The 23,335-nt window shown below is 72.2% G+C and carries 21 protein-coding genes; 16 read left to right on the forward strand and 5 right to left on the reverse strand.

Annotation, left to right across the window (positions count from 1 at the left end):
- Positions 1-365 precede the first annotated feature (365 nt).
- Positions 366-1,040 (reverse strand): bifunctional DNA primase/polymerase, encoded by a 675-nt coding sequence (locus ABZU99_RS21700; protein ID WP_355951597.1) that lies wholly within the window; start codon positions 1,038-1,040, stop codon positions 366-368.
- 596 nt (positions 1,041-1,636) lie between these two features.
- Between ABZU99_RS21700 and ABZU99_RS21705 the strand changes: the two genes are divergently transcribed.
- Together ABZU99_RS21705 and ABZU99_RS21710 are read left to right on the forward strand one after the other, a co-directional pair.
- Complete coding sequence (locus ABZU99_RS21705; protein ID WP_356046660.1) at positions 1,637-3,271, forward strand: SpoIIE family protein phosphatase; 1,635 nt, start codon at positions 1,637-1,639, stop codon at positions 3,269-3,271.
- A 146-nt stretch (positions 3,272-3,417) separates the two neighbouring features.
- Positions 3,418-4,923 (forward strand): aminopeptidase P family protein, encoded by a 1,506-nt coding sequence (locus ABZU99_RS21710; RefSeq protein WP_356046662.1) that lies wholly within the window; start codon positions 3,418-3,420, stop codon positions 4,921-4,923.
- Between the two features lie 150 nt (positions 4,924-5,073).
- Here the strand turns inward: ABZU99_RS21710 and ABZU99_RS21715 are convergent, their stop codons facing one another.
- Positions 5,074-5,577 (reverse strand): ATP-binding protein, encoded by a 504-nt coding sequence (locus tag ABZU99_RS21715; RefSeq protein WP_356046664.1) that lies wholly within the window; start codon positions 5,575-5,577, stop codon positions 5,074-5,076.
- A 201-nt stretch (positions 5,578-5,778) separates the two neighbouring features.
- On the opposite strand from ABZU99_RS21715, the gene ABZU99_RS21720 reads away from it, so the two are divergent.
- The 9 genes from ABZU99_RS21720 to ABZU99_RS21760 all read left to right on the forward strand — a co-directional run bounded on the left by ABZU99_RS21720 (position 5,779) and on the right by ABZU99_RS21760 (position 15,858).
- The gene (locus tag ABZU99_RS21720) at positions 5,779-6,609 is read left to right on the forward strand and encodes a hypothetical protein (protein WP_355951607.1); all 831 of its coding nucleotides are present in this window, start codon (positions 5,779-5,781) and stop codon (positions 6,607-6,609) included.
- A 112-nt stretch (positions 6,610-6,721) separates the two neighbouring features.
- Positions 6,722-7,465, forward strand: a complete 744-nt coding sequence (locus tag ABZU99_RS21725; RefSeq protein WP_356046666.1) for a YcnI family protein — start codon at positions 6,722-6,724, stop codon at positions 7,463-7,465.
- Positions 7,466-7,649: 184 nt separating this feature from the next.
- A complete protein-coding gene (locus ABZU99_RS21730) occupies positions 7,650-8,330 on the forward strand; it encodes an SCO family protein (protein ID WP_356046668.1) in 681 nt (226 codons plus the stop codon).
- Positions 8,327-8,797, forward strand: a complete 471-nt coding sequence (locus ABZU99_RS21735; RefSeq protein ID WP_356046670.1) for a copper chaperone PCu(A)C — start codon at positions 8,327-8,329, stop codon at positions 8,795-8,797. The genes ABZU99_RS21730 and ABZU99_RS21735 overlap by 4 nt, the downstream gene beginning before the upstream one ends.
- Before the next feature lie 6 nt (positions 8,798-8,803).
- A complete protein-coding gene (locus ABZU99_RS21740; RefSeq protein WP_356046672.1) occupies positions 8,804-10,822 on the forward strand; it encodes a copper resistance protein CopC in 2,019 nt (672 codons plus the stop codon).
- Positions 10,819-12,069: an iron uptake transporter deferrochelatase/peroxidase subunit gene (gene efeB / locus ABZU99_RS21745; RefSeq protein ID WP_356046674.1), complete on the forward strand. Its 1,251-nt coding sequence runs from the start codon at positions 10,819-10,821 to the stop codon at positions 12,067-12,069. Before ABZU99_RS21740 ends, efeB begins: the two co-directional genes overlap by 4 nt.
- A 106-nt stretch (positions 12,070-12,175) precedes the next feature.
- Complete coding sequence (pheA, locus tag ABZU99_RS21750) at positions 12,176-13,111, forward strand: prephenate dehydratase (RefSeq protein WP_355951623.1); 936 nt, start codon at positions 12,176-12,178, stop codon at positions 13,109-13,111.
- A gap of 553 nt (positions 13,112-13,664) precedes the next feature.
- Complete coding sequence (serS, locus tag ABZU99_RS21755; RefSeq protein WP_356046676.1) at positions 13,665-14,942, forward strand: serine--tRNA ligase; 1,278 nt, start codon at positions 13,665-13,667, stop codon at positions 14,940-14,942.
- A gap of 88 nt (positions 14,943-15,030) precedes the next feature.
- A complete protein-coding gene (locus ABZU99_RS21760) occupies positions 15,031-15,858 on the forward strand; it encodes an HAD family hydrolase (RefSeq protein WP_355951629.1) in 828 nt (275 codons plus the stop codon).
- A 100-nt stretch (positions 15,859-15,958) separates the two neighbouring features.
- On the opposite strand, the gene ABZU99_RS21765 is transcribed toward ABZU99_RS21760, so the two are convergent.
- Positions 15,959-16,408, reverse strand: a complete 450-nt coding sequence (locus ABZU99_RS21765; protein WP_356046678.1) for a phospholipase — start codon at positions 16,406-16,408, stop codon at positions 15,959-15,961.
- 299 nt (positions 16,409-16,707) lie between these two features.
- Positions 16,708-17,712, reverse strand: coding sequence for an Lrp/AsnC family transcriptional regulator (locus tag ABZU99_RS21770; protein ID WP_355951633.1), 1,005 nt, complete (start codon positions 17,710-17,712; stop codon positions 16,708-16,710).
- Positions 17,713-17,852: 140 nt separating this feature from the next.
- On the opposite strand from ABZU99_RS21770, the gene ABZU99_RS21775 reads away from it, so the two are divergent.
- The 5 genes from ABZU99_RS21775 to ABZU99_RS21795 all read left to right on the forward strand — a co-directional run bounded on the left by ABZU99_RS21775 (position 17,853) and on the right by ABZU99_RS21795 (position 22,464).
- Positions 17,853-19,397: an MFS transporter gene (locus tag ABZU99_RS21775; RefSeq protein ID WP_355951636.1), complete on the forward strand. Its 1,545-nt coding sequence runs from the start codon at positions 17,853-17,855 to the stop codon at positions 19,395-19,397.
- Between the two features lie 3 nt (positions 19,398-19,400).
- Positions 19,401-19,859, forward strand: coding sequence for a hypothetical protein (locus tag ABZU99_RS21780; RefSeq protein ID WP_356046681.1), 459 nt, complete (start codon positions 19,401-19,403; stop codon positions 19,857-19,859).
- 107 nt (positions 19,860-19,966) lie between these two features.
- The gene (locus ABZU99_RS21785; protein ID WP_356046683.1) at positions 19,967-20,677 is read left to right on the forward strand and encodes a FadR/GntR family transcriptional regulator; all 711 of its coding nucleotides are present in this window, start codon (positions 19,967-19,969) and stop codon (positions 20,675-20,677) included.
- A gap of 53 nt (positions 20,678-20,730) precedes the next feature.
- The gene (locus ABZU99_RS21790; RefSeq protein WP_356046685.1) at positions 20,731-22,023 is read left to right on the forward strand and encodes an MFS transporter; all 1,293 of its coding nucleotides are present in this window, start codon (positions 20,731-20,733) and stop codon (positions 22,021-22,023) included.
- A 168-nt stretch (positions 22,024-22,191) separates the two neighbouring features.
- On the forward strand, positions 22,192-22,464 hold the full coding sequence (locus ABZU99_RS21795) for a hypothetical protein (RefSeq protein ID WP_356046687.1): 273 nt from the start codon (positions 22,192-22,194) through the stop codon (positions 22,462-22,464).
- 130 nt (positions 22,465-22,594) lie between these two features.
- Here the strand turns inward: ABZU99_RS21795 and ABZU99_RS21800 are convergent, their stop codons facing one another.
- Positions 22,595-23,323 (reverse strand): ABC transporter permease, encoded by a 729-nt coding sequence (locus ABZU99_RS21800; RefSeq protein ID WP_355951647.1) that lies wholly within the window; start codon positions 23,321-23,323, stop codon positions 22,595-22,597.
- Positions 23,324-23,335 lie beyond the last annotated feature (12 nt).

Genomic DNA, 23,335 nt, shown 5'->3' on the forward strand with positions numbered 1-23,335 from the left:
TACGGTTCTAAAAGCCCGGTCGCTGGTGCATCCCCCGTCGCCAGCGACCGGGCGCTTCCATGTCCGGGCCCGGGCACCCTCCGAGGGGCCGGCAGCGGCCGGACGAGGGGCGGACTCGCCGAGCAGGCCCGCCCCGCAGGCCAACCATCCCCCGCGCCACAGCAGTTGGGCTCCCGCGCCGTCGAGCCCCCGTCGGGCCCAACGGCATCGGACGGCCGGGCCGACACCACAGCAACGCGGCGGGGCCGTGAGCCCCGCCGCGTCCGTAGATGCCTCTCGCGATGCCTGATCCGCCGCCTGTCGGCCGCCTGTCCGCGATGCCCGCCGCCTGTCCGCGATGCGTGTGCGCCGGTGAATGCCCGCCGTCAGTAGGCCAGCCGGCTGCCCCCGTCGGGCGCGCTGCTGCCGGCCTCGACCAGAGCGTCCACCACCGTGGCCACCGGGGGCAGCCACGGCCGTCCACCGCGGCGCAGCGGCGCGCGCTCCCAGCGCACCCGCCCGAGGCCCGTCTGCGACGGCGGCAGCACCATGTAGCCGCCCTCGCCGTGGAACCGCAGGGAGCTGGGCACCCAGTCCTGGCGGTTCAGCAGCTCGCCCAGCTCTTCGAGGGAGTACGGGGCCACGAGCAGCGACCAGCGGGTGGGGGTGGCCACCACCGGGCCGAGTCGCACCCCCGACCGGTCGAAAGCGGCCAGCGCCCGCACCCCGGCGACCGCGGGCAGGCTGACGGCGCAGGGCGCACGGCCGCCGGTGGCCAGAAGAAGGGGCGCGGTGGGGCGGTTCGTCCACCACCAGCGCACCATGCACGGGTCGGTGGTGGCGGCGAGGAGAACGGGGTCGAAGGGGTGACCGCCGGGCACCGCGCAGTCCGGGTCGGGGCAGCCGCACACCCGTAGCCGTCCGCCGCCGGGCTGGAGGCCAACGCCCGGGAGTACGGGCCACTGCCACTCGGTGGCGCAGGTGAGCGCCGCGCGGAGCAGCGGCGACCGCGCGCCACGCCACAGCGAGAACTTGCGTCGCCTTCCGAGGATCTCGCGCATGAGCGCTCGTTCCTTTCCGTTAACGCCGAGGGCTGTATCCGTCGCACTACATGGCACTTCACAAGGCACTACGTGGCGCTGTCCGGCATCGTTCGGCCTGTCACAACACGTGGATCACAAGTCACTGCGCGTACAAGGCAGCGCATCACGCCGCAGGCCGAGCGTGGAACGTGGCGAGGGGTGGCGCGCGCATGGCGCTTGCCGTCTGGGTGGTGCGTATCCCCGCCACTCGGGGATGGGCGCGGCCGTCGTCGTCTATGACGCCTGGACCGCCCACGGGGTTCCGGGGCGATCCGAACTGCCCCTGCCCCTCTCCGATGTGTACCCGCCGCGGTGTTGACGACGCGCTGTCGAATGACGTCAGTCGACCTTAAATTGACAGCCTAACGACTTTTTTTCGGCCAATCTCAATTTCCCCACAGACACCAACAAGCCCACCCGGACGATGCTGGACATCGCCTCTCCGGTGCGTGTACATCTGGAGACAGTAGCGGCACAGTAGCGGCGCAGCACGACAGGGGGTTTGCGATGCTATTGAGCGAGCCGGACCCAGCGGGTAAAGGCAGCGGGCCATGAGCTCGCCCCACCCGCCGAAAGTGGCTGGAATCGATTCTTCTCTCCCGGCCCCCACGCAGACTGCCGACCCCGTCACGCCAGCCCTGGGCGCGCCGAACGCCGGTGTCCAGGACCGCCTCGCCGGCTGGGTGTCGGACCTCACCACCCTTCATGAGCTCACCGAGCGACTGGTCCACACGAGCACGCTCGACGACGCCCTGCATGAACTCCTGCGGGCGGGCGCCGCGCTCGTGGGCGCCCAGCGCGGGCTCGTGGCGCTCGAACCGGCCGACGGGCTGGGGCCGGTGACCACCGTCGGCCTCGGCCTCGGCCGCGCCGACCTCGGGCAGATCGAGACCATCCCGCGCGGCTCGGCCTCCGCCGGGCATCTGCTCGACGGGCTGCCCGAGCCGGACGGCGAGCGGCGCGCCGATGTCACCCACCCCGATATCGCGAGCGAGGCCGATCTCGACCCCCGCCATCGCGAGGTGGCCGCCCGGCTCGGCTTCTCCGCGAGCTACGCCGTGCCGCTGGACCCGTTCCCCGCCGGCCCCGGCCCGTTCGCCGTCCCCGGCGTGGTCTCCGTGCCCTCCCCCGCGTCCGACCCGGGGACGGCCTCCCCGGCGGGCGCCGACGGCCGTACTACGGTGCCCGGCACCGGGTACGGGCCGGTGACCGGCTCCGCGAGCGGCAGCGCGCACACCACGGCGAGCGGCGCCGGAAGCGCCACCGCCCCCACCGCGGACCACCCCGGCATCGTCGCCGCCGCGGGCGCCGCTCCCGCCGCCGGACGGCTCGGCGGCGCCGCCTGGCTCTACGACGAGCCCGCCGAGCCCGCGGAGCGCCAGCGCCACCTCGTGGGCCTGTATTGCCGTTACGCCGCCGCGCACATCGCCCGGCTCATTGAGCTCTCCCGGGCCCGCAAGACGGTGGCGACCATCCAGGAGGAGCTGCTGCCCACGCGGCTGCCCCGGGTCCCCGGAGTGCGTCTCGCCGTCCGTCACCACCCCGGCCCGCAGGGTGGCGGGGACTGGTACGACGCGCTGCCGCTGCCCGACGGCGCGCTGGGCCTCTCGGTCGGCTCGGTCACCGGTTCCGGGCCGAGCGCGGTCGTCGCGATGGGGCGGCTGCGGGCCTCCCTGCGCGCGTACGCGGTGATGGAGGGCGAGGACCCGGTCGCCGTCCTCTCCGATCTCGAACTGCTGCTGCGGCTCACCGAGCCCGCCCGCTCCGCCACCGCCCTCTTCGCCTACTGTGAGCCGGCGGCACGCAGGGTGGTGCTGGCCGGGGCCGGGCACTGCCCGCCGCTGATCACGGGCGAGCGGCGCACCGAATTCGTGGAGACCACCTTGTCCGCGCCGCTGGGCATGCTCTCCTGCTGGGAGGCGCCCAGCGTCAAGCTTGAACCCGCCTCCGGAGAGACGCTCCTCTTCTACAGCGACGGGCTGCTCCACCGGACCCGGGAGCCGATGGACCGGGTCTTTTCCCGGCTGCACGCGGCGGCGGCCAACGCCCCCAGGGCCGTACGCGGTGATCCGGAGGGCTTCGCGGACCATGTGCTCCGTACGGTCCTCCCCGACGGGCCTGGCGGACCGGGCGCGCCCGGGGTCCCCGGCGGTCCGGACGTGGAGGACGGCACCGAGGACCTGGTCCTGCTCGTCGCCCACTTCGACTGAGGCCCGCGCGCCCCCACCTCTTCACGAGGCCCGGGCGCCCCCGCCCCTTCACGAGGCCCGCGCGCCCCGCCCCTTCACGAGGCCCGCTCGAACCGAGATCGCCGCGGGCCTCGCGCTCTCCCGGCCGCCGTATCCCCGCACCTACCATGGGAGAGGTCCAGTTCGAGGAGGATGACGTGACCGAGGAGCACACTCCTGAAGCCCGGGAGACCCCCGAGGCCGGGGAGCAGCCCATCAAGCAGCGGAAGAACGGCCTCTACCCGGACGTTTCCGATGAGCTCGCCGCGAACATGAAGTCCGGCTGGGCGGACACCGAGCTGCACGACCTGGAGCCGATCCCGCAGGCCGCGAACACCGCCCGCCGCCGCGCCGCGCTCTCCGCGCGGTTCCCCGGCGAGCGCCTGGTCATCCCCGCGGGCAATCTCCGCACCCGCTCCAACGACACCGACTACAGCTTCCGCGCCTCGACCGAGTACGCGTACCTGACCGGCGACCAGACCGAGAACGGCGTCCTGGTGCTGGAGCCGGACGCGAACGGTGACGGCCATACGGCGACGGTGTACCTCCTGCCACGCTCCAACCGGGAGAACGGCGAGTTCTGGCTGGACGGCGCCCATGGCGAGCTGTGGGTCGGCCGGCGGCACAGCCTCACCGAGGCGCGGCGGCTGCTGGGCCTGCCCGCCAAGGACGTGCGCGACCTGGCCGACGAGCTGAGGGCCGCGACCGGCCCGGTCCGTATCGTGCGCGGCCATGACGCCGGGCTGGAGGCGGCTCTGACCGACAAGGTCACCGGCGAGCGCGACGAGGAGCTGCGGGTCTTCCTGAGCGAGCAGCGCCTGGTCAAGGACGCGTTCGAGATCGAGCAGCTGCAGAAGGCCGTCGACTCGACCGTCCGCGGCTTCGAGGACGTCGTCAAGGTGCTGGACAAGGCCGAGGCCACCTCCGAGCGCTACCTCGAGGGAACGTTCTTCCTCCGCGCCCGGGTCGAGGGCAACGATGTCGGCTACGGCTCCATCTGCGCCTCCGGGCCGCATGCCACCACCCTCCACTGGGTGCGCAACGACGGCCCGGTCCGCTCCGGCGACCTGCTGCTGCTGGACGCGGGCGTGGAGACCACCACCCTCTACACCGCGGACGTCACCCGCACGCTGCCGGTGAACGGCGCCTTCAGCCCCACCCAGCGCAAGATCTACGACGCGGTGTACGAGGCGCAGGAGGCCGGCATCGCGGCGGTCAAGCCCGGGGCGAAGTACCGCGACTTCCATGACGCCGCCCAGCGCGTCCTCGCCACCAAGCTGGTCGAGTGGGGGCTGGTCGAGGGGCCGGTCGAGCGCGTCCTGGAGCTCGGTCTCCAGCGCCGCTGGACGCTGCACGGCACCGGCCACATGCTGGGCCTGGATGTGCACGACTGCGCCGTGGCCCGGACCGAGACCTATGTGGGGGGCACCCTGGAGCCCGGCATGTGCCTCACCGTCGAGCCCGGCCTCTACTTCCAGGCCGACGATCTGACCGTGCCCGAGGAGTACCGGGGCATCGGCGTCCGGATCGAGGACGACATCCTCGTGACGGAGGACGGCCGCCGCAATCTGTCGGCGGCGCTGCCGCGGACCTCCGACGACGTGGAAGCCTGGATGGCCCGGCTCACGTCCTGAGACGGCCGACGCGTGAGGGGAGCGGCGGTGCGCCGCTCCCCTCACGCGTGGACGCCCTGTGCCGGGCGCTGCCACCCGAACAGAGCGCCACAACACCGAGCGCCACAACACCGAGCGCCAGGACGCAGCGCGCTACGACGCCTTGACGCGCTACGACGCCTTGAGCAGGGCGCCCTCGCGCCACTTGAGGATCTTGTCGAAACTCACCACCACCCCGCCGCGACCCGGCCGGTCGCGGTAGCGGACGTGGTCGGTGAGGGCCTCGATGAGAAAGAGCCCCCGCCCGTGCTCCGCCTGGGCGGGAGCCGGGTTGTGCGGATGCTGTTGCCTCGGCGCGCCGGGCGGGCGCCGCTCGCCACGGGTGCGGGATTCGCGGCGGACCGTACTACTGCGGCGTGCGAAGCCGGGGCCCGAGTCGGTCACCTCGATACGACAGGTGTCGCCGTCGATGAAGGCCGTGACTCTGTAATCCCCGCCCGTGCCACCGCCGCCGTGCTCCACCGCGTTCGCACACGCCTCGGAGAGGGCGACCGACAGGTCGTAGGAGATCTCCGGATCGACTCCGGCCGTCTCCATGGTGCCGAGGAGCAGTCGTCGTGCGAGCGGAACGCTCGCCGCCTCGCGGGGCAAATGGAGTGACCACCAGATGCTCATGCTCCAGCCTCCCGGCCGCGGCTCGACATACCGTTACGTATTGCCTGGGTCCATGGTCCGTAAGCGTGCGATTGACGTGACTCCCCTCATTCGGCGGACGCGCGCGGCGGGCGCACCGGTGTATGGGCCTGACCCGGTGTGCGCCGGTACGCCCGACCCGCCTTAGGGATCGCGTCCATCCAGTGGGATGATGGCGCGGCCATGGCTTCCCCAGTCGCCCGTGCCGGCGCCGATTTGCGAATGCTGCGGGCCGCGGTGTTCACCGCGGTCTGTGTCGTGCTGTCCGCGGCGGGGCATGTGCTGGCCTCCTGCGCGACCGTACCGCTGTGGACGGTGGGCGTGGGATGCGCGGCCGTGTTCACGGTGGCACTGCCGCTGGCCGGACGGGAGCGGTCGCTGCCCGGGATCGCGGCCGTCCTGGCAGGTGGCCAGCTCGCGCTGCACACGCTCTTCGGACTCGGGCAGCAGCAGGCGAGCGCCGCCGCGGAGGCCGCCCAGCGGGCCGACGCCGAGCGGGGGCACGTCATCGGACTGGCCGCGAAGCTGCTGTGCGACACGGGCCCCGGCCGGCTCGACGCCGCGACGGCACACCGCGTTCTCGCCCGCGCCGGGCTGGATCCGTCGGCCGCGGGCTCCCTCCACTCCCTGCACTCCATGCCCCACCACATCGCGCGTGCGCCGGAGCACGCGCCGGGGCTCGTGGGCCTGCTGCCGTCGCTTCCGATGGCGCTGGGCCATCTGCTCGCCGCACTCACCGTCGGCTGGCTGGTGCGGCGCGGCGAGATGGCTGTGTGGCGGGTGGTAAGGCTGTCGGTGGACGGGGCGCGCGGGGTCGCGGAGGCCGCGCTCGTACGGGCGCTGCGCACCGCCCTGGGGCTCGTACGGACGCTGCTGTCCGGTCTGGCCGGGGCGCCCTCCGGCGGGCCGTGCCCACCGCGCGCCTCCGAACGGGACGAGGGCGGGACGACGGCCCTCGCGCTGCAGCACAGCGTGATCAGGCGGGGTCCGCCGCGCCACGACCTCGCGGCCTGACCGGACGCGACGCTCCTCCAGCGGGACCGGAGGGCGGACGCGCCGTCACCGCACGCGCGCCCACCCTTTGGATCATCCCGTACTCGCACACCGGAGTGTTCACATGAACGCCATGCGTCTTCGCCGTCTGCCGGTCCTCGGAGCCCTCACCGCGGGCGGCCTGGTGCTGCTCGCCGCCGGCCCCGCCTTCGCACACGTCAGCGTGCAGCCCGGCCAGGCCGAGAAGGGCGGCTACAGCACCATCAGCTTCAAGGTGCCCAACGAGCGCGACAAGGCCTCGACCGTCAAGCTCGAGGTCACCATGCCGACCGACCACCCGCTCGCCTCGGTGATGCCGCAGCCGGTGCCGGGCTGGGACGTCAAGGTCACCAAGACCAAGCTCGCCAAGCCCATGGAGATGCACGGCGAGAAGATCAACGAGGCGGTCACCAAGATCACCTGGACCGGCGGAAAGATCGATCCGGGCACCTTCCAGCAGTTCCCGCTGTCGGTCGGCCAGCTGCCCGAGGACGCCGACCAGCTCGTCTTCAAGGCGCTCCAGACGTACGACAACAAGGAGGTCGTGCGCTGGATCGAGGAGCCCGAGAAGGGTGCGGCCGAGCCCGAGAACCCGGCGCCCGTGCTCAAGCTCGTCGCCCCGGCCGAGGGCTCGGACGGACACGGCGCCGCCGCGGCCGACGACAAGGGCGAGGACGCGGGAAAGGCCGCGTCCGGTGACTCCACGTCGGCCGCCGAGGCGGACGACGACGGCGACAGCAGCGACACCACCGCCCGGGTGCTGGGCATCGCGGGCATCGTCATCGGCGCCGCCGGTGTCGCCTTCGGCGTCGTCGCGAGCCGCCGCCGGTCCGCCTGAGGGCGCACCTGACCGTACCCGTGCCCTTCGGGGCACCCGTCCGGTTGCCTTCGGGATGACCGCGGGTTCCGGCCCGGACGAATGATCCCGCCGGGGGCGGCGGCGCCTCGCGCCCGCCGCCCCCGGGCACCACCGACCCATACCTCTCTATTACCTCTTTACTGCTTATCGGAGACCGAACTCCATGCGCACCACCATCCTGGCCACCGCGCTCGTCGCCACCGCCGCGCTCGCCCTCAGCGCCTGCGGCGGCTCCGGCGACGACGGCGGCAATGGCGGCAATGGCGGCAATAAGGCCGCCGCCGAGGTGAAGGGCGGCCAGAAGTCGGGACAGGCGATCGTCCTCGACAAGGGCCACGCCAAGGCCAAGCCCGACCTCGTCCTCACCGACACCGACGGCAAGAAGTACGACCTCCTCAAGGAAACCGGGAAGCGGCCCACGCTGCTCTTCTTCGGGTACACCCACTGCCCGGACGTCTGCCCGCTGACCATGAGCAACCTCGGCATCGCCGAGAAGAAGCTCTCCAAGGCCGAACGCGACAAGCTGCGGGTCGTCTTCGTCACCACCGACCCCGCCCGCGATACGCCGGGGCGGATCCGGTCCTGGCTGAACGCCCAGGGCGGCACGGACTTCATCGGCCTCACCGGCGACTTCGACACCATCCAGGCCGCCGCCGAGCCGCTGGGCATCTTCGTCGAGAAGCCGAAGAAGGAGAAGGACGGCAGCGTCACCGTCAGCCACGGTGCCGAGGTGGTCGGCTACTCGCCCAAGGACGACAAGGCCCACTGGATCTACACGACCGACGCCTCGGCCGGCCAGTACGCCAAGGACCTGCCGAAGATCATCAAGGGTGAGAACCCGTGACGGCAGGTCCGGGCATCCGTAAGACGGCCGCCGTGGCGCTCGCCCTCGGCCTGGCCGCCGGGCTCGCCGGCTGCTCCGGCGACAGCGACAGCGGCGGCAGCCCCAAGCTGTCCGCCGGCGGCGCGTACCTCCCGCAACCCCCGATGACCGACATGGCGGCGGGCTTCCTGACCGTACGGAACACCGGGAGCGGCGCGGACAGGCTGACGTCCGTCACCACCCCGCTCGCCTCCGACGTCACCCTGCACACCACGGCGGGCGGCCGGATGAAGCAGGTGAGCTCGCTGAAGGTGCCGTCCGACGGCCGGCTCGAGCTGGCCAGCGGTGGCGATCATCTGATGCTGACAAACCTGACCCACCGGCCGAAGGTCGGTGAGAAGGTCAGCTTCACCCTTCACTTCGCCACGTCCGATCCCATCGTGATCGAAGTCCCGGTCGAGCCGACGACGTACCGCCCCAAGGACTGACGCCCGATGCCCTCGCTGACCTCCCCGACCTCCGCCGGGATCATCACCACCGCGACCGCGTCACGGCGGCTGCTGGCGATCTGCGGCACCCTGCTGGCCGCCCTGCTGTGCGCGCTCAGCGTGGGCGCGAACTCCGCCTCCGCGCACGCCGCGCTCACCTCCACCGACCCCGGCGACGGTTCGGTGGTGAAGACCGCGCCCAGGGAGGTCACGCTGAACTTCTCGGAGGGCGTGGCACTCTCCGGTGACTCGGTGCGCGTCCTGGACCCCAAGGGCAAGCGCGTGGACACCGGGAAGGCCGGCCATGTGGACGGCAAGTCGTCGACCGCCGCCGTGGGGTTGCACTCCGGGCTGCCGGACGGCACCTACACGGTGGCGTGGAAGGCGGTCTCGGAGGACAGCCACCCGGTGAGCGGCGCGTTCACCTTCTCCATCGGCGCCCCGTCCAAGACCACCGTCAAGGTGTCGTCGGGCGGGGACTCCACCACGCCGGTCGGCACGGTGTACGGGATCGTCCGGTACGCGGCCTACGCCGGGTTCGCGGCACTGGCCGGCGGCTGTGTGTTCGCCGGGGTCTGCCGGTCCTCGCGTCCGGTGCGCAAGATCGCCGTCGGCGGCTGGGTGACGGTCTTCGCCGCCACCCTGTCGCTGTTGCTGCTGCGCGGTCCTTATACCGACGGCGAGGGGTTCGGCGGGATCGCCGAACTCGGCAGGCTCGGTGATGTGCTGTCCACCAAGCCGGGCGCGGCGCTGCTGTCCCGGCTGGTGCTGCTCGGCGCGGCGGCGGCCTTCCTGGCCGTCCTCTTCGGCTCGTACACCCGCCGCTCCGAGGACACGGAGGCCGACGCGCGGCGCCGGCAGGACCTCGCCTTCGGGCTCGCCTTCGGCGGCACCGTCGTGGCCGTGGGGCTCGCCGCGACCTGGGCGATGGCCGAACACGCCTCGGTCGGCATCCAGCGACAGCTGGCCATGCCGGTGGACATCATCCATCTGATCGCGGTCGGGGTGTGGCTGGGCGGACTGGCCTCGCTCGCGGTGACGCTCCGCGCGGGCGAGCCGATCGAGCGGGCGGCGGTGCGCCGCTTCTCACGGCTGGCCTTCGGCTCGGTCGTCGCCCTGGTCGTCACCGGGGTGTACCAGTCCTGGCGGCAGGTCGGCTCCTGGGGCGCCCTGACCGACACCGAGTACGGGCGATGGCTGCTGGTCAAGGTGGGTCTGGTCGCGGTGCTCGTCGGGATCGCCGCCGTCTCGCGCCGCTGGACCGGCCGCCTTACGGACGGCACGGCGACGGCACAGAGCGAAACGAAGGCCGAGGCCAAGGCGTCGGTGACGGCCGCCCAACCGGTCCGTGCGGGGCGTGCGACTACCCGGGCCGAGGCGGAAGGCGCTGCCGCTGAAGCCGGCGAGGACGGTGCCGACCCCGGTACCGACTCCCCGGCCGACGACCCGGTACGCGCCGCCCAGCTCGCCCGTCAGCAGGCCGCCAAGGCCAGGACCGCCACCCAGCGGCAGCGCGACGCCGACCCCGAGCGCAGCGGGCTGCGCCGCTCGGTGATCGCCGAGACCGTCGTGGCGGTCGTGCTGCTCGCGGTGGCCACCGTGCTGAGCGGGACCCAGCCCGGCCGGGCCGAGACCGAGCAGTCCGCCGCGGCGGCCTCGAACCCCGGCGGGCTGAACGTGGACCCGGTGAGCGTGGCGATCCCGTACGACACCGGCACCAAGAGCGGCCGGGGCAACGCCGTGGTCATGATCGACCCGGCCCTCCCCGGGGACAACGTGCTCCATGTCTTCCTCACCGACCGGGCCGACCGCCCCGTGGACGCGGCCGAGGTCAAGGTGTCCCTGACCCTCAAGGAGAAGGCCATCGGCCCGCTCCGGATCCCCCTGGAACACCTCTCGACGGGGCACTGGGGCGCCACGAGCGTCCAGCTCCCCATGGCCGGCACGTGGCAGCTCTCCCTGACCGTACGCACCTCCGACATCGACCAGGTGACGGAGACCAGGAACGTGAAAGTCGCGCAATGACGTCAGAGCAGGACCCCTCCTCGCGGATCTCCCGGCGCCGGCTGCTGGGCTCGGCGGGCGCCGCGGGCGCGGCCGGGCTGGTCGCGGGCGGGGCCGCCGGGGCCTACGCCGCCGAGGCGGCACGCGGGCAGCCGAAGCCCCTCACCGCCGTCGGCGCGACCGCCGTGCCCTTCCACGGCAAGCGCCAGGCGGGCATCACCACGCCCCTGCAGGCCCATGGTCATCTCGTCGCCTTCGATCTGGCGCCCGGTGCGGACCGTAAGGCGGCCGCCGCGCTGCTGCGCCGCTGGTCGCGGACGGCCGAGCAGCTGATGGCGGGCGAGGCCCCGCCGGACGACACGGGGATCGCGCTCGACGCGGGCCCCTCGTCCCTCACCGTCACCTTCGGCTTCGGCCGGACCTTCTTCGGCAAGGCGGGGCTGAAGGACCAGCTGCCGGACGCGCTGGCTCCGCTCCCCGACTTCGCCTCGGACGCGCTCGACGCCAAGCGCAGCAACGGCGACCTGTGGATCCAGATCGGCGCCGATGACGGGCTCGTGGCCTTCCACGCGCTGCGCGCGCTGCAGCGCGAGACCGGTGGCACGGCCCGGCTGCGCTGGCAGATGAACGGCTTCAACCGCACGCCCGGCGCGACCGGCCGGCCCATGACCACCCGCAATCTGATGGGCCAGGTCGACGGCACCAACAACCCCAAGCCGGCGGACGAGGACTTCGAGCGGCGGATCTTCGTTCCGGACCGGCCCGGCGCGGGGCGGCCCGCCTGGATGGCGGGCGGCTCGTACGCCGTAGTACGGCGGATCCGGATGCTGCTGGACTCCTGGGACCATCTCTCCCTGGAGCGCCAGGAGAAGGTGATCGGGCGCCGTAAGTCGGACGGCGCCCCGCTGTCCGGCGGCACGGAGACCACCCCGGTCCGGCTCGACAAGCTGAACAAGGACGGGGCGCTGGCCATCGGGGGCGCCGCGCACGTACGGGTCGCGGCGCCCGCGTCGAACCAGGGCGCGGCGATGCTGCGGCGGCCCTTCTCGTACCACGACGGCTTCCGTGACGACGGGGCGCCGGACGCCGGGCTGCTGTTCATCGCCTGGCAGGCGGATCCGATGAAGGGGTTCGTGCCGGTGCAGCGCAAACTGGACCTGGGCGACGATCTCTCGCGGTTCCTGCGGCACGAGGCCAGCGCGCTGTTCGCGGTGCCCGGCGGCTGCGCTCCGGGGGAGTACGTCGGTCAGGCACTCTTGGAGGGATGACGGCAAGGAGAGCCGCCGTGGCAGCGGGCTTTCGGCCAGTGGTCCGCGGGCCCGGCCGTCGCTGGGTATCGTGACGGCTCTCGTCTGATCGCAGGGAGTCACCGTGATGTCGGCCAGCCGCTATGCCTATCTCGGCCCCGAGGGCACCTTCACCGAGGCCGCGCTGCGGTCCATGCCGGAGGCCGCCACGCGCGAACTGGTCCCCATGGTCTCCGTGCCGGCGGCGCTGGACGCGGTGCGGACCAGCGCGGCGGCGGCCGCCCTGGTGCCCATCGAGAACTCGGTCGAGGGCGGGGTCACCGCGACCCTCGACGAGCTCGCCACCGGCGAGCCGCTGATGATCTACCGCGAGGTGCTGCTGTCGATCAGCTTCGCGCTGCTCGTCCGGCCGGGCACCTCGCTCGCGGACGTCAAGACGGTGACCGGGCACCCGGTCGCGCAGCCGCAGGTCCGCAATTGGCTCGCGGGGAATCTCCCGGACGCGCAGTGGGAGTCGGCCGCCTCCAACGCGGACGGGGCCCGGCTGGTGCAGGAGGGCCGGTACGACGCGGCGTTCGCGGGCGAGTTCGCGGCGCCGAGGTACGGTCTGGAGCCACTGGTCACCGACATCCACGACGCGCAGAACGCGATGACCCGCTTCGTCCTGGTCGGCCGCCCGGCACGGCCCGCCGCGCGGACGGGCGCGGACAAGACGTCCGTGGTGATCTGGCTGGGTGACGACCACCCGGGCGCGCTGCTGGAACTGCTCCAGGAGTTCGCGGCGCGCGGGGTCAACCTGATGCGCATCGAGTCGCGCCCGACCGGCGAGGGCATCGGCCGTTACTGCTTCTCGGTGGACTGCGAGGGGCACATCACGGACCGGCGGGTGGGCTCGGCCCTGATGGGGCTGAAGCGGATGTGCCCGAAGGTGCGGTTCCTGGGCTCGTATCCGCAGGCGGGTGCGGAGGCGGCGGACATGGCGCCGCCCCTGCAGGGGACCTCGGACGAGGACTTCTCGGCGGCGGCGGAGTGGCTGGCCCGCTGCCAGGACGGCCGGGCCTGAACCACGCCCCGGCCGGTACGTCGGGGAGACGCGGCGTCGTTGTGAAAAAAGTTATCCACAGGCCGAGGGGCGGCGCTGGGGATAAGTCGACACGCTCAATCCGACATTGTCGACACATCGCCCTATCTGCCACACTTCAGACCATCCCACCCATAGGGGTTTTGTCACCGCAATTACCTCGGCGAGCTCTTTGGAGTGAGGGATTTCCCTCACAAAGAGTGTGTGAACGAGGTTTGATAGGGGAATCCATCGCCGAGCACTCGCCGGGCCAGATGATCACCGCGACATCCACAGATCTCACACACAGCCTGTGGATAACTCACCCGCGCCTGCCCGGCCCCTGTGGACAACCGGAGCCCAACTCCCGGCCCACACAAGGGGCAGCGGTCATCCCGACCCCGCCGCCATGCCCCTTTTCGGGGACTGCGCACGCATTCCTTGACGGCACCCGTCACGGGAATTCCTTGGTTTATCCACACCACCAAAAGGGGCAAATCGGGACGGAAAGGAATATCGTGTCGAGCACCCGAGGTCACACCGGTAACCTGGGGGTGTGATTGACCTTCGCCTGCTCCGTGAGGACCCCGATCGTGTGCGCGCCTCCCAGCGCGCCCGTGGAGAGGACGTCGGCATCGTCGACGCGCTCCTGACCGCCGACGAGCGGCGCAGGTCCTCCAGTGTCCGCTTCGATGAGCTGCGCGCCGAACAGAAGGCGCTCGGCAAGCTCATCCCCAAGGCCTCCGGCGACGAGAAGGCCGAGCTGCTGAAGAAGGCGGGCGAGCTCTCCGCCGCCGTCAAGGCGGCCGACGCCGAGCAGGACGAGGCCGCCGAGGAGACCCAGCGGCTGCTGCGCCAACTCGGCAACCTCGTCCACCCCGACGTGCCCGTGGGCGGTGAGGACGACTTCACCGTCCTGGAGACCGTCGGCACCCCGCGCGACTTCGAGGCCGAGGGCATCACGCCCAAGGACCATCTGGAGCTCGGTGAGCTGCTCGGGGCGATCGACACCGAGCGCGGCGCCAAGGTCTCCGGCTCGCGCTTCTACTACCTGACGGGGGTCGGCGCGCTGCTGGAGTTCGCACTGGTGAACGCGGCGATGGCACAGGCCACCGCGGCGGGTTTCACCCCGGTGCTCACCCCGGCGCTGGTCAAGCCGAAGGCCATGGAGGGCACCGGTTTCCTCGGCCAGGCCGCGGACGACGTCTACCATCTCGACAAGGACGACCTGTACCTGGTCGGCACCTCCGAGGTGCCGCTGGCCGCGTACCACATGGACGAGATCCTGGACGCGAGCGAGCTGCCCCGGCGCTACGCCGGGTTCTCCTCCTGCTTCCGCCGCGAGGCCGGGTCGTACGGCAAGGACACCCGGGGCATCTTCCGGGTGCACCAGTTCGACAAGGTCGAGATGTTCGTCTACACGACGCCGGAGGAGGCCGAGGCCGAGCACCAGCGGCTGCTGGAGTGGGAGAAGCAGTGGCTGACCTCGCTGGAGCTGCCCTTCCGGGTGGTCGACCTGGCCTCGGGTGACCTGGGCTCGTCGGCGACGCGGAAGTTCGACTGCGAGGCATGGATCCCGACCCAGGGCAAGTACCGCGAGCTGACCTCGACCTCCAACACCACCGAGTTCCAGTCGCGCCGGCTGTCGATCCGCATGCGTGAGGGCAAGCGGGTCCGCCCGCTGGCGACGCTCAACGGCACGCTGTGCGCGGTGACCCGGACCATCGTCGCCATCCTGGAGAACCACCAGCTGGCCGACGGCTCGGTGCGGGTGCCCGAGGTACTGCGGCCGTTCCTGGGCGGCCGCGAGGTCCTTGAACCGGTCGCGCGGTGAGCGACACACGTGCGGCCGCCGGGCCGCAGTCGACGACGATTCCCGCACCGCTGCGCCGCACGGGCGGAGAAGCGGGTGGAACAGGACAGTGAATGGTGCGACGCGAGACCTTCCGTACCGGCTTGTCGCGACCGACCTGGATGGGACTCTGCTCCGTCCCGACCACACCGTCTCGCCCCGTACGCGTGACGCGATAGCGGCTGCCACCGCGGCCGGTGCCGCCCATATCGTCGTCACCGGGCGGACCGTCCCGGTGGCCCGGCACATACTCGAGCACCTCGATTACCAGGGGCTCGCGGTGTGCGGGCAGGGCGCCCAGCTCTACCACGCGGGCGAGCACCGGCTGCTGACCTCCGTCACCCTGGACCGGCAAGTGGCCCTGCTGGCCCTGGAGAAGATCGAGGCGGAGATCGGCCCGCTGTCGCTGGCCGCGGCCCGGGACGGGCTGGAGGGCGAGGTGCTCTTCGGCGAGGGCTATCGGATGAGCCACGACGGGGACACGCCCCTGGTGGCCTTCACTGACCCGGCCGAGCTGTGGTCGGCGCCCATCAGCAAGCTCTATATCCAGCACGCCGAGCTGGGCGACGACGCGCTCGCGGACGCCGCCCGGATCGCCGCGGGGGGTCTGGTCGGGGTCACGATGGCCGGTGCCGGGCTGGTGGAGCTGTTGCCGCTGGGGCTGACCAAGGCCACCGGCCTGTCGCTGGCCGCGCGCCGGCTGGGGCTGACGGCCGCCGACACGATCGCGTTCGGCGATATGCCCAATGACATCCCGATGTTCGGCTGGGCCCGGCACAGTGTGGCCATGGCGAACGCGCACGACGACCTCAAGGCCGTCGCCGACGAGATCACCGCGTCCCATGTGGAGGACGGCATCGCCATCGTGCTGGAGCGGCTCTTCCCGGCCGCGGGCTGACGGACCGAGCGGATGCCGGGCGGCCCCCCGAGACCGTCCGGCACCCTGCTTCACCGGGTCAGCACTCAGCCGGGATCCAGGACGCAGCCGGGATCCGGGCTCAGCCGAAGATCTTCACCGCCTGGTAATACGTCCACGCGGTGCTGTCGCAGGACGACTTGGTGGCGCCGCTGTAGGCGGTGCACACACGCTTGAGGTCCTCGTAGAAGGCGCTGTCGAGACGCGACTTGTTCGCGTCGAACGTCCCCATGGCCTTGTAGTTGCGGTATCCGAAGTCGTGCCGGGCACAGGAGGTCTGGAAGGGGAAGCCGAACGGGTTGTCCGGCGACGTGCTGCAGTAGTCGGTCGACCAGTCGAAGGCGTAGGACGCCCAGGCGCCCTGGTTGTTGCGTGCCGAGAGCCAGGCGTTGTAGCTGCTGGCGCTGGTCTGAGTCCAGCCGGCGAGGACCTGCGGCTTGTCCGCGGGGGCCGCCTGGGCGGGTACGGCGAGGGCGACGGTGGCTGCTGCGGTAACCGCGGTGGCGGCGAGGCTCGTGGCAAGACGACGCATTCTCGGTTCCCTCCGATGTTCACTTCTGACGCCCCCTCAACGCCGGTGGGCGGTACGAGGGGACGGCGTGGTGATCCAGCGCACGCCAAGATTTGAGCAGGTACCTGACAACCGTCAAGATATGGACAGACGTGGAGATGAACAGACTTCCCCCACCAAAGGTTCGGATGTTCCTCCAACTCCACCTGTGTCAAGGAGAGTTCAGGACTTCCGCCGCAGCACCCCGCGCGAGGGAGAGTTCCCCGATCGTCGGTGTCGAGGGGTCCTCGTTCCTCGCAGCACCGCGCGCGAGGGAGAGTTCAGGACTTCCGCCGCAGCACCCCGCGCGAGGGGGCCAGCAGCGGCCCCGGGCCCTTGATCCTGCGGATCATCGGGGAGGTCTCCATATGCCGTACGCCGGGCAGCGCGGCGATCCGCGTCGTCAGATAGGTGTAAAGGGCCGGGACATCGGCGCACACCACGGTCGCCAGCAGATTGTTCGGCCCGGTGGTCGCACATGCGAAGGCGACCTCGGGGTGGTCCGCGAGCGCCTGCCCCGTGGCGGCCAGATCCGACGGCGGCACCGACAGCCACAGCAAGGTCGTGATGTCCTGCCGGAACAGCCGATGGGAGTAGTCCACATCGAAGTAGAGGGTGCCGTCGGCGCGCAGATCGGTGAGGCGGCGGCGGACTGTCGAGTGCGACCAGCCGGTGGCCGCGGCCAGTTCGGCCAGCGGCGCCCGCCCGTCGCTCGCGAGCACGGCCAGCATCCTGTGGTCCTCCGCCCCCACTGGCCCGCGCGGTCCCTTCGAGCGGTCCGCGGCCGGCGGGCGCAACCGCTCGGCCTGCTCGGCGGTCAGCGCCCCCGACTTGGTGACCAGGCTCTGTGCCCCGCCGAAGTACTCATGCAGCAGGCAGTGCGCGCTCACGCCCACCACCCGTGGCGTATGGGGGAGTTTGCGCAGCAGCAGCGTCTCGCTGTCCTGGCCGCTCGCCGCCCGCACCACGGCGACCACCTCGGTGCCGTGGGACATCAGGCTGACCCATGAGGTGTCGGCGCGCCGGGCCAGCGCCTCGGCCACCGACTCGGCGCCCTCGGGCAGACACTCCACGCGCACCATCCAGACGATCTCGCCGAGCGCGGTCGGGTCGGTGAGTCCCAGCACCCGTATCGCGCCCGTGGTCCGCATCCGGGTGTAACGGCGCGCCACGGTCTGGTCGGAGACGCCGAGCACCTCGGCGATACGGCTGAACGGGGCCCGGCCGTCGAGCTGGAGGGCGTACACCAGGGCCCGGTCGACGTCGTCGTACGCATCGAAATCCACCGCCCAAAGCTAACCGGTGTCGGATATCGCCACCCCAGGGGCACTGGCTGGAAGCGGGGCTCGTGTCCTGGCGACCGTGGGGGCCGCGGGGTGCGGCGTCCGGCCGGGCCCCATCTCTTCGACGGGTCTCGGAGTACCTCATGCGCAGCACATGGTGGCCGCTCGCCGCCATCACTCTTGGCAACTTCATGCTGTTGATAGACGTCACGATCGTGAACACGGCGCTGCCCGAGGTGGCGTACGGGCTGGATGCCTCTTTCTCCTCCCTCCAGTGGGTGATGGACATCTACGCGCTGGCGCTCGCCGCACTGCTGATGGTGGCGGGCTCGGCGGCGGACCTCTTCGGCCGGCGGCGGCTGTATCTGATAGGCCTCGCCGTCTTCGCGCTCTCGTCGCTGGCCTGCGGGCTCGCGCCCGACGCCGGGGTGCTGATCGCCGCCCGTGCCGTGCAGGGCGTCGGGGCGGCGGCCATGTTCGCCACCAACACCCCGCTGTTGATGGCCACCTACTCCGGACGCGCCCGTGGCATCGCCTTCGGGGTGTGGGGCGGTACGAGCGGGGCGGCCGCGGCGGTCGGCCCGGTACTGGGCGGAGTGCTGACCGAGTACGCCGACTGGCGGGCGATCTTCCTGGTCAATCTGCCGCTGACCGCGATCGCCGTGTGGATCACGGTGCGTTCGATCAGCGAGTCACGCGGTGCGCCGGGGGCGCGTATCGACTGGCCTGGCGCCGCCTCGTTCACGGTGTGCGCCGGGGCCCTGACCTACGGGCTGATGCGGGGCGGCGAAGAGGGCTGGGCGGACACCGGCACGGTCGCCTCACTGGTGACCGCCGCCGTCGCGCTGAGCGTCTTCATCGGGGTGGAGCGCGGGAAACGGCAGCCGCTGCTGGATCTGCGGCTGCTGCGTCGCCCGTCGTTCGCGGTGCTGATGGCAGCGGCCCTCCTGCTGCAGGCGGCGGCGTTCCCGTATCTCACCTACGCCGGGCTGTGGCTCCAGTCGGTGCTCGGGCTCAGCCCGGTGAGGGCGGGGCTCGCGGTGACGCCGATGGCGGGTGTCGCGCTGGTCGTCGGCGCGGCGGGCGGACGGCTGCTGGAGCGGGTCGCCCCGGGGCGGGCGCTGGGCGCCGGACTGCTGCTGGTGGGCGTCGGCGCACTGGTCAACGCCGCGCTGCTCACGCCGGACGCGGGCTGGGCGGCCCTGGCCCCGGGCCTGGCCATCGCCGGCCTGGGGATCGGACTCGCCATGCCGGTCCTGGTGTCCGCCGCGCTCAGCGCGGCGCCGCCGGAGCGGGCCGGAATGGCCAGCGGCGCGGTGAACACCTTCCGGCAGCTCGGCTACGCGCTGGGCATCGCGGTCCTGGGCACGGTGTTCGCGGCGCGGGTACGGGACATGGTCGACGGCAGCGGAACGGTCCCGGCGCGGGCCGCCGGGCAAGCGGCCGAGGCCATCAGCGGCGGCCACGCGGACGCGGTGATCGCCGCCGCGCCACCAGCCCGGGCGGACGCGGCGCGCGCACTCGTCCACGAGTCGTTCGCGGCCGGGCTCGACCGCATCTGCGTGATCGCCGGCATCGCGGCACTGGCGGCAGGCCTGCTGGTCCTCACCATCGTCCGGGGCGGCCCCGGCGGAGCGGCCCCGAAGCCGACCACCGAGAAATCCCCTGCGGAGCCGGTCCACGCCTGAGCCGTGGACGACACGAGTCAGGAGGGGCGGGCGCCCGACGGCGCTCGCCCCTCGCTACTGCGGGACAGCGATATCGCCAGGCGGGTACGCACCTATCTCCTCGATGTCGAGCAGTCGACCCGGAGCGGACCGGAAGCCGGGACGGATCAGCTCCCGCTCGAACGAATCCTCACCCAGCGGATGCCGGCCGGGCCGATCGGCAGCCACCTCGACGCCGTCGAGGCGTGTCTGGCGGATGTCGGTTCCACGCTGCGCGAGCCGGCGCCGTGGATGGCCGGGGTCTCCGGTCGGCTGGACGGGATGGACCGGCGGCTCGACGCACACGGCCGGGTCATCTGCGCCATGAGCGAGCGGCCCTGCGATCTCGGTGAGGACATGACCGAGGTCCGCAGGGACGTCGCCACACTCAAGGCCGAGTCGGTCCAGCGACGGGCGCGGCGCGCCAAGCGGCGGCGCGGGTAGCGGATCGGAGGAGCTCGGTGGATGGGGTGGGGCCCCGCCCACCGGGCTTTCCGAGACTTGTAGGATGATTGGGCGACCGGGTGAATCGAGTGAGGGAGCCGAGAGGGATGGCGTTGCGGGCGGTCGGACGGCAGTCGTTGGTCGCCACCGTGGTGGAACAGTTGCGCGCGCAGCTCGCCGAGGGCGAGTGGAAGGTCGGCGACCGCGTGCCCACCGAGCACGCCCTCGCCGAGCAGCTCCAGGTCGGCCGGAACACGGTCCGCGAGGCGGTCCGCGTCCTCGTTCACGCGGGAATGCTGCAGTCCCGGCAGGGCGAGGGCACCTTTGTGGTCTCCACGACCGACCCCGCCGAGGTCATGCGAGATGTGCGGCGCGCCGGAATCCGGGATGTGCTGGAGCTGCGGATCGCGCTGGAGGCGGAGGGCGCGCGGCTGGCGGCGCTCCGGCGCGGCCCCGCCGATCTGCGGCGGATGCGGGCGGCACTGGAGTCGCTCGAGGCGTTCGAGCACGCCGGGGAGTCGCCCGCGGCCGGCCACTACGAGCTGCACGCCGCCCATGACCTCGAGTTCCACACCGCCGTGGTGGAGGCCGCGCACAACGCCGCGCTGAGCGCGACCTACGGCTGGTTCAGCAGCTCGGTGCGCGACTCGCTGGTGGCCTCGCTCGGCGACCGCGGTGTGCCGAGCATCGTCCCCGCCGACCACCGCGCCCTGGTCGACGCCATCGCCTCCGGCGACCCGGCGGCCGCAGAGGCGGCGGCGCGGGCGCTGCTAGAGGCGCCGAAACGCGCCATCGAAGCCCTGCTCGCCACCGGCTGAGCCCCTCTCGGCGGGCCTCACCCCAGCCCCACCACGACGGAACGGAGCTCTTCTTGCCACGCCCGCACACCCCCGGCCCCGAGGCCGAACCCCTGCTCGTGGACGCCGGGACGGATCTGCGGCCGACCCCTGAGGTGGCCGCGGCGCGGCGCACCCTGCGGGCCCACCCCGCCCTTCTCCTGATCGGCATCGTGCTGGCGTCGCTCAACATGCGGGCCGCGCTCGCCGGGGTCTCCCCGCTTCTCGGCGAGATCAGCGGCCACTTCGGGATGTCCGCGACCATGAGCAGCCTGGTCACCACCATTCCGCTGATCTTCATGGGCCTGGCCTCGCCCTTCGCGCCCCGGCTCGCCCGGCGCTGGGGCACGGAGGCGGTGCTGCTGAGCGCGCTGGCGCTGCTGTTCGGCGGCATCCTGCTGCGCGTGGCGCCGCCCGTGATGGCGCTCTTCGCTGGGGGCGCCCTCGTCGGCAGCGGGATCGCGTTCCTCAATGTACTGATGCCGGGCCTGGTCAAGCGTGACTTCCCGCACCGGGCCGCCGGGATGACCGCGCTCTACACCACCTCGATGATCGGCGGGGCGACGGTCTCCGCCGCCTCCGCCGTGCCCCTGGAGAACGCGCTCGGCGGCTGGCGGGGTTCGCTCGCCTCCTGGTCACTGCTGGCGGCGGTCGCGGCCGTGGTCTGGATACCGCAGACGGTGCTCGCGCGGCGCGGAACGCACCACGGTGAGCCCGCGGCGACGCCCGTAAGGACGACGCCGGACGCGGGGCCAAGGCTGGGCCGCTCCCCGCTGGCCTGGCAGGTCACGCTGTTCATGGGGCTGCAGTCGTCGATCGCGTACGTCTGCATCGCGTGGCTGCCGACGATCTTCACCGACCACGGCATGAGCAAGAACACGGCCGGGCTGGTGTTCGCGTTCAGCACCATGCTGCAGATGGTCGGTTCGTTCGTGGTGCCCACCCTTGCCGGGCGGATGCGCTCCCAGCGGATGCTGGCCGTCGCGGTCGCGGCGCTGATGGGCGCCGGCATCGCGGGCCTGCTGGTGGCTCCCGTCGCGGGGGCGTGGGTGTGGGCGACGCTGATCGGCGTGGGGCAGGGCGGGTCCGTGGGGCTCGCGCTGACCATGATGGTGCTGCGGACTGGGGATGCCCACACCTCGGCGCGACTGTCCGGAATGGCGCAGACGTGGGGCTATCTGCTGGCCGCGGCGGGCCCTCTGGCGCTCGGCGTGGTGCACCAGACCATCGGCGGCTGGGGGCTGCCGCTCACGCTGATGCTGGCGGTGTGCGGGGTACTGGCGGTGCTGGGCCTGGGCGCGGGACGCGACCGCAAGATCCGGGCCTGAGCGGCCGGAGGGCCCGAAACTCTGACGGCGCCCGAGCAGCACGACATCCTTACGACGCCCACGTGGCCTGAGCGGCCTCACGCTTTCACAGCCGGTCCTCAGGCCCCCGAGGCCCGGCCGACAACTCCCGCCGCCACTCTCAGTGTCATCGGCACCGATGAGGACGGGATGAGCGGCGTGGACGAGACGAAGACCACCCACGGCACGCGGGCCGCGGCGGGCGGCACCCGACGGCCGTGGCGGCGGCTGCTGCGGGGTCCCTGGACCGTGGTCTGTGTGGCGGCGACGGTCCTGCTCGGGTCGTCCGCGGCCGTGGCCTGCGCCCTGTACCAGGCCAACGCGGCCCCCGGACACCTCACGGCGGCGGCCGTCGCGACGACCGCCGCCACCGCGGAGACGACCGGCGGCCGCTCCGCCGTCCCGGGGCGGTGGCGGCCGTAAGGCGTGCATGAGCCCCCTGGCGCCCGTAAGGCGTGCACGCCCCCCGGCGGCCGTAAGGCATGCACGCCCCCCGGCGGCCGTAAGGCGTGCACGAACCCCCTGGGCGCCGAGCGTCACCTCGCGCAGGTGGTCACTCCTCGCCCGCGAGGGTCAGCGAGCGCAACCTGCGGCCCGCGTACCAGGTCGCGGCCGCGGTCACGGCGACCAGCAGGACGATGGCGGTCGGCAGGCCCACGTCCGAGGTGATCACATCGCCGTCCGCGACCTTCTGGGCGAGCGCGAGCGACCACTGCTGGACGCTGAGCGTCTTGGCCCCGGCCACCAGGCTGCCGAACAGCGACTCCCACACCAGGGCGTAGACCAGGCCCGCGACCACCGCGTGCCGGGTGACGGTGCCCAGCAGCAGGAACATCGCGCTGTAGGCGACCGAGGCCACTGCGGCGGCGACCGCGTAGGCGACCGCCATCCGGTGGGCGTTGCCGTTGAGCAGAAAGCCCGCCAGCAGGGTGGGGATCGCGGAGAAGGCGGCCGTGACGCCGATCGCGACGACCAGCTTGGTGGTGATGATCGTCGGGCGCTTGACCGGCTTGGCCAGCAGATAGATGACCGAGCCGTCGTCGATCTCCGGGCCGATCGCGCCCGTACCCGCGATCACGCCGATCAGCGGCACCATGGTGGCGATCGCGAAGCCGCCGAGGATGGCGTCGGCCGTGTCGTCGTCGGGTCCGGTCAGCAGCCGTACGGCGAGCGAGATGAGCAGCAGCAGACCGGGGAGCATGAAGAGGATCAGCGCGCGGCGGCGGCCGAGCAGGGCCCGGTAGGTGAGCCGGGCGACGGTGGGGTGGATGAGCGAGGGCATCGCTGTGGCTCC

It is taken from the genome of Streptomyces sp. NPDC005266 (assembly GCF_040607655.1).
In the GTDB taxonomy this organism is placed as follows: Bacteria; Actinomycetota; Actinomycetes; order Streptomycetales; family Streptomycetaceae; genus Streptomyces.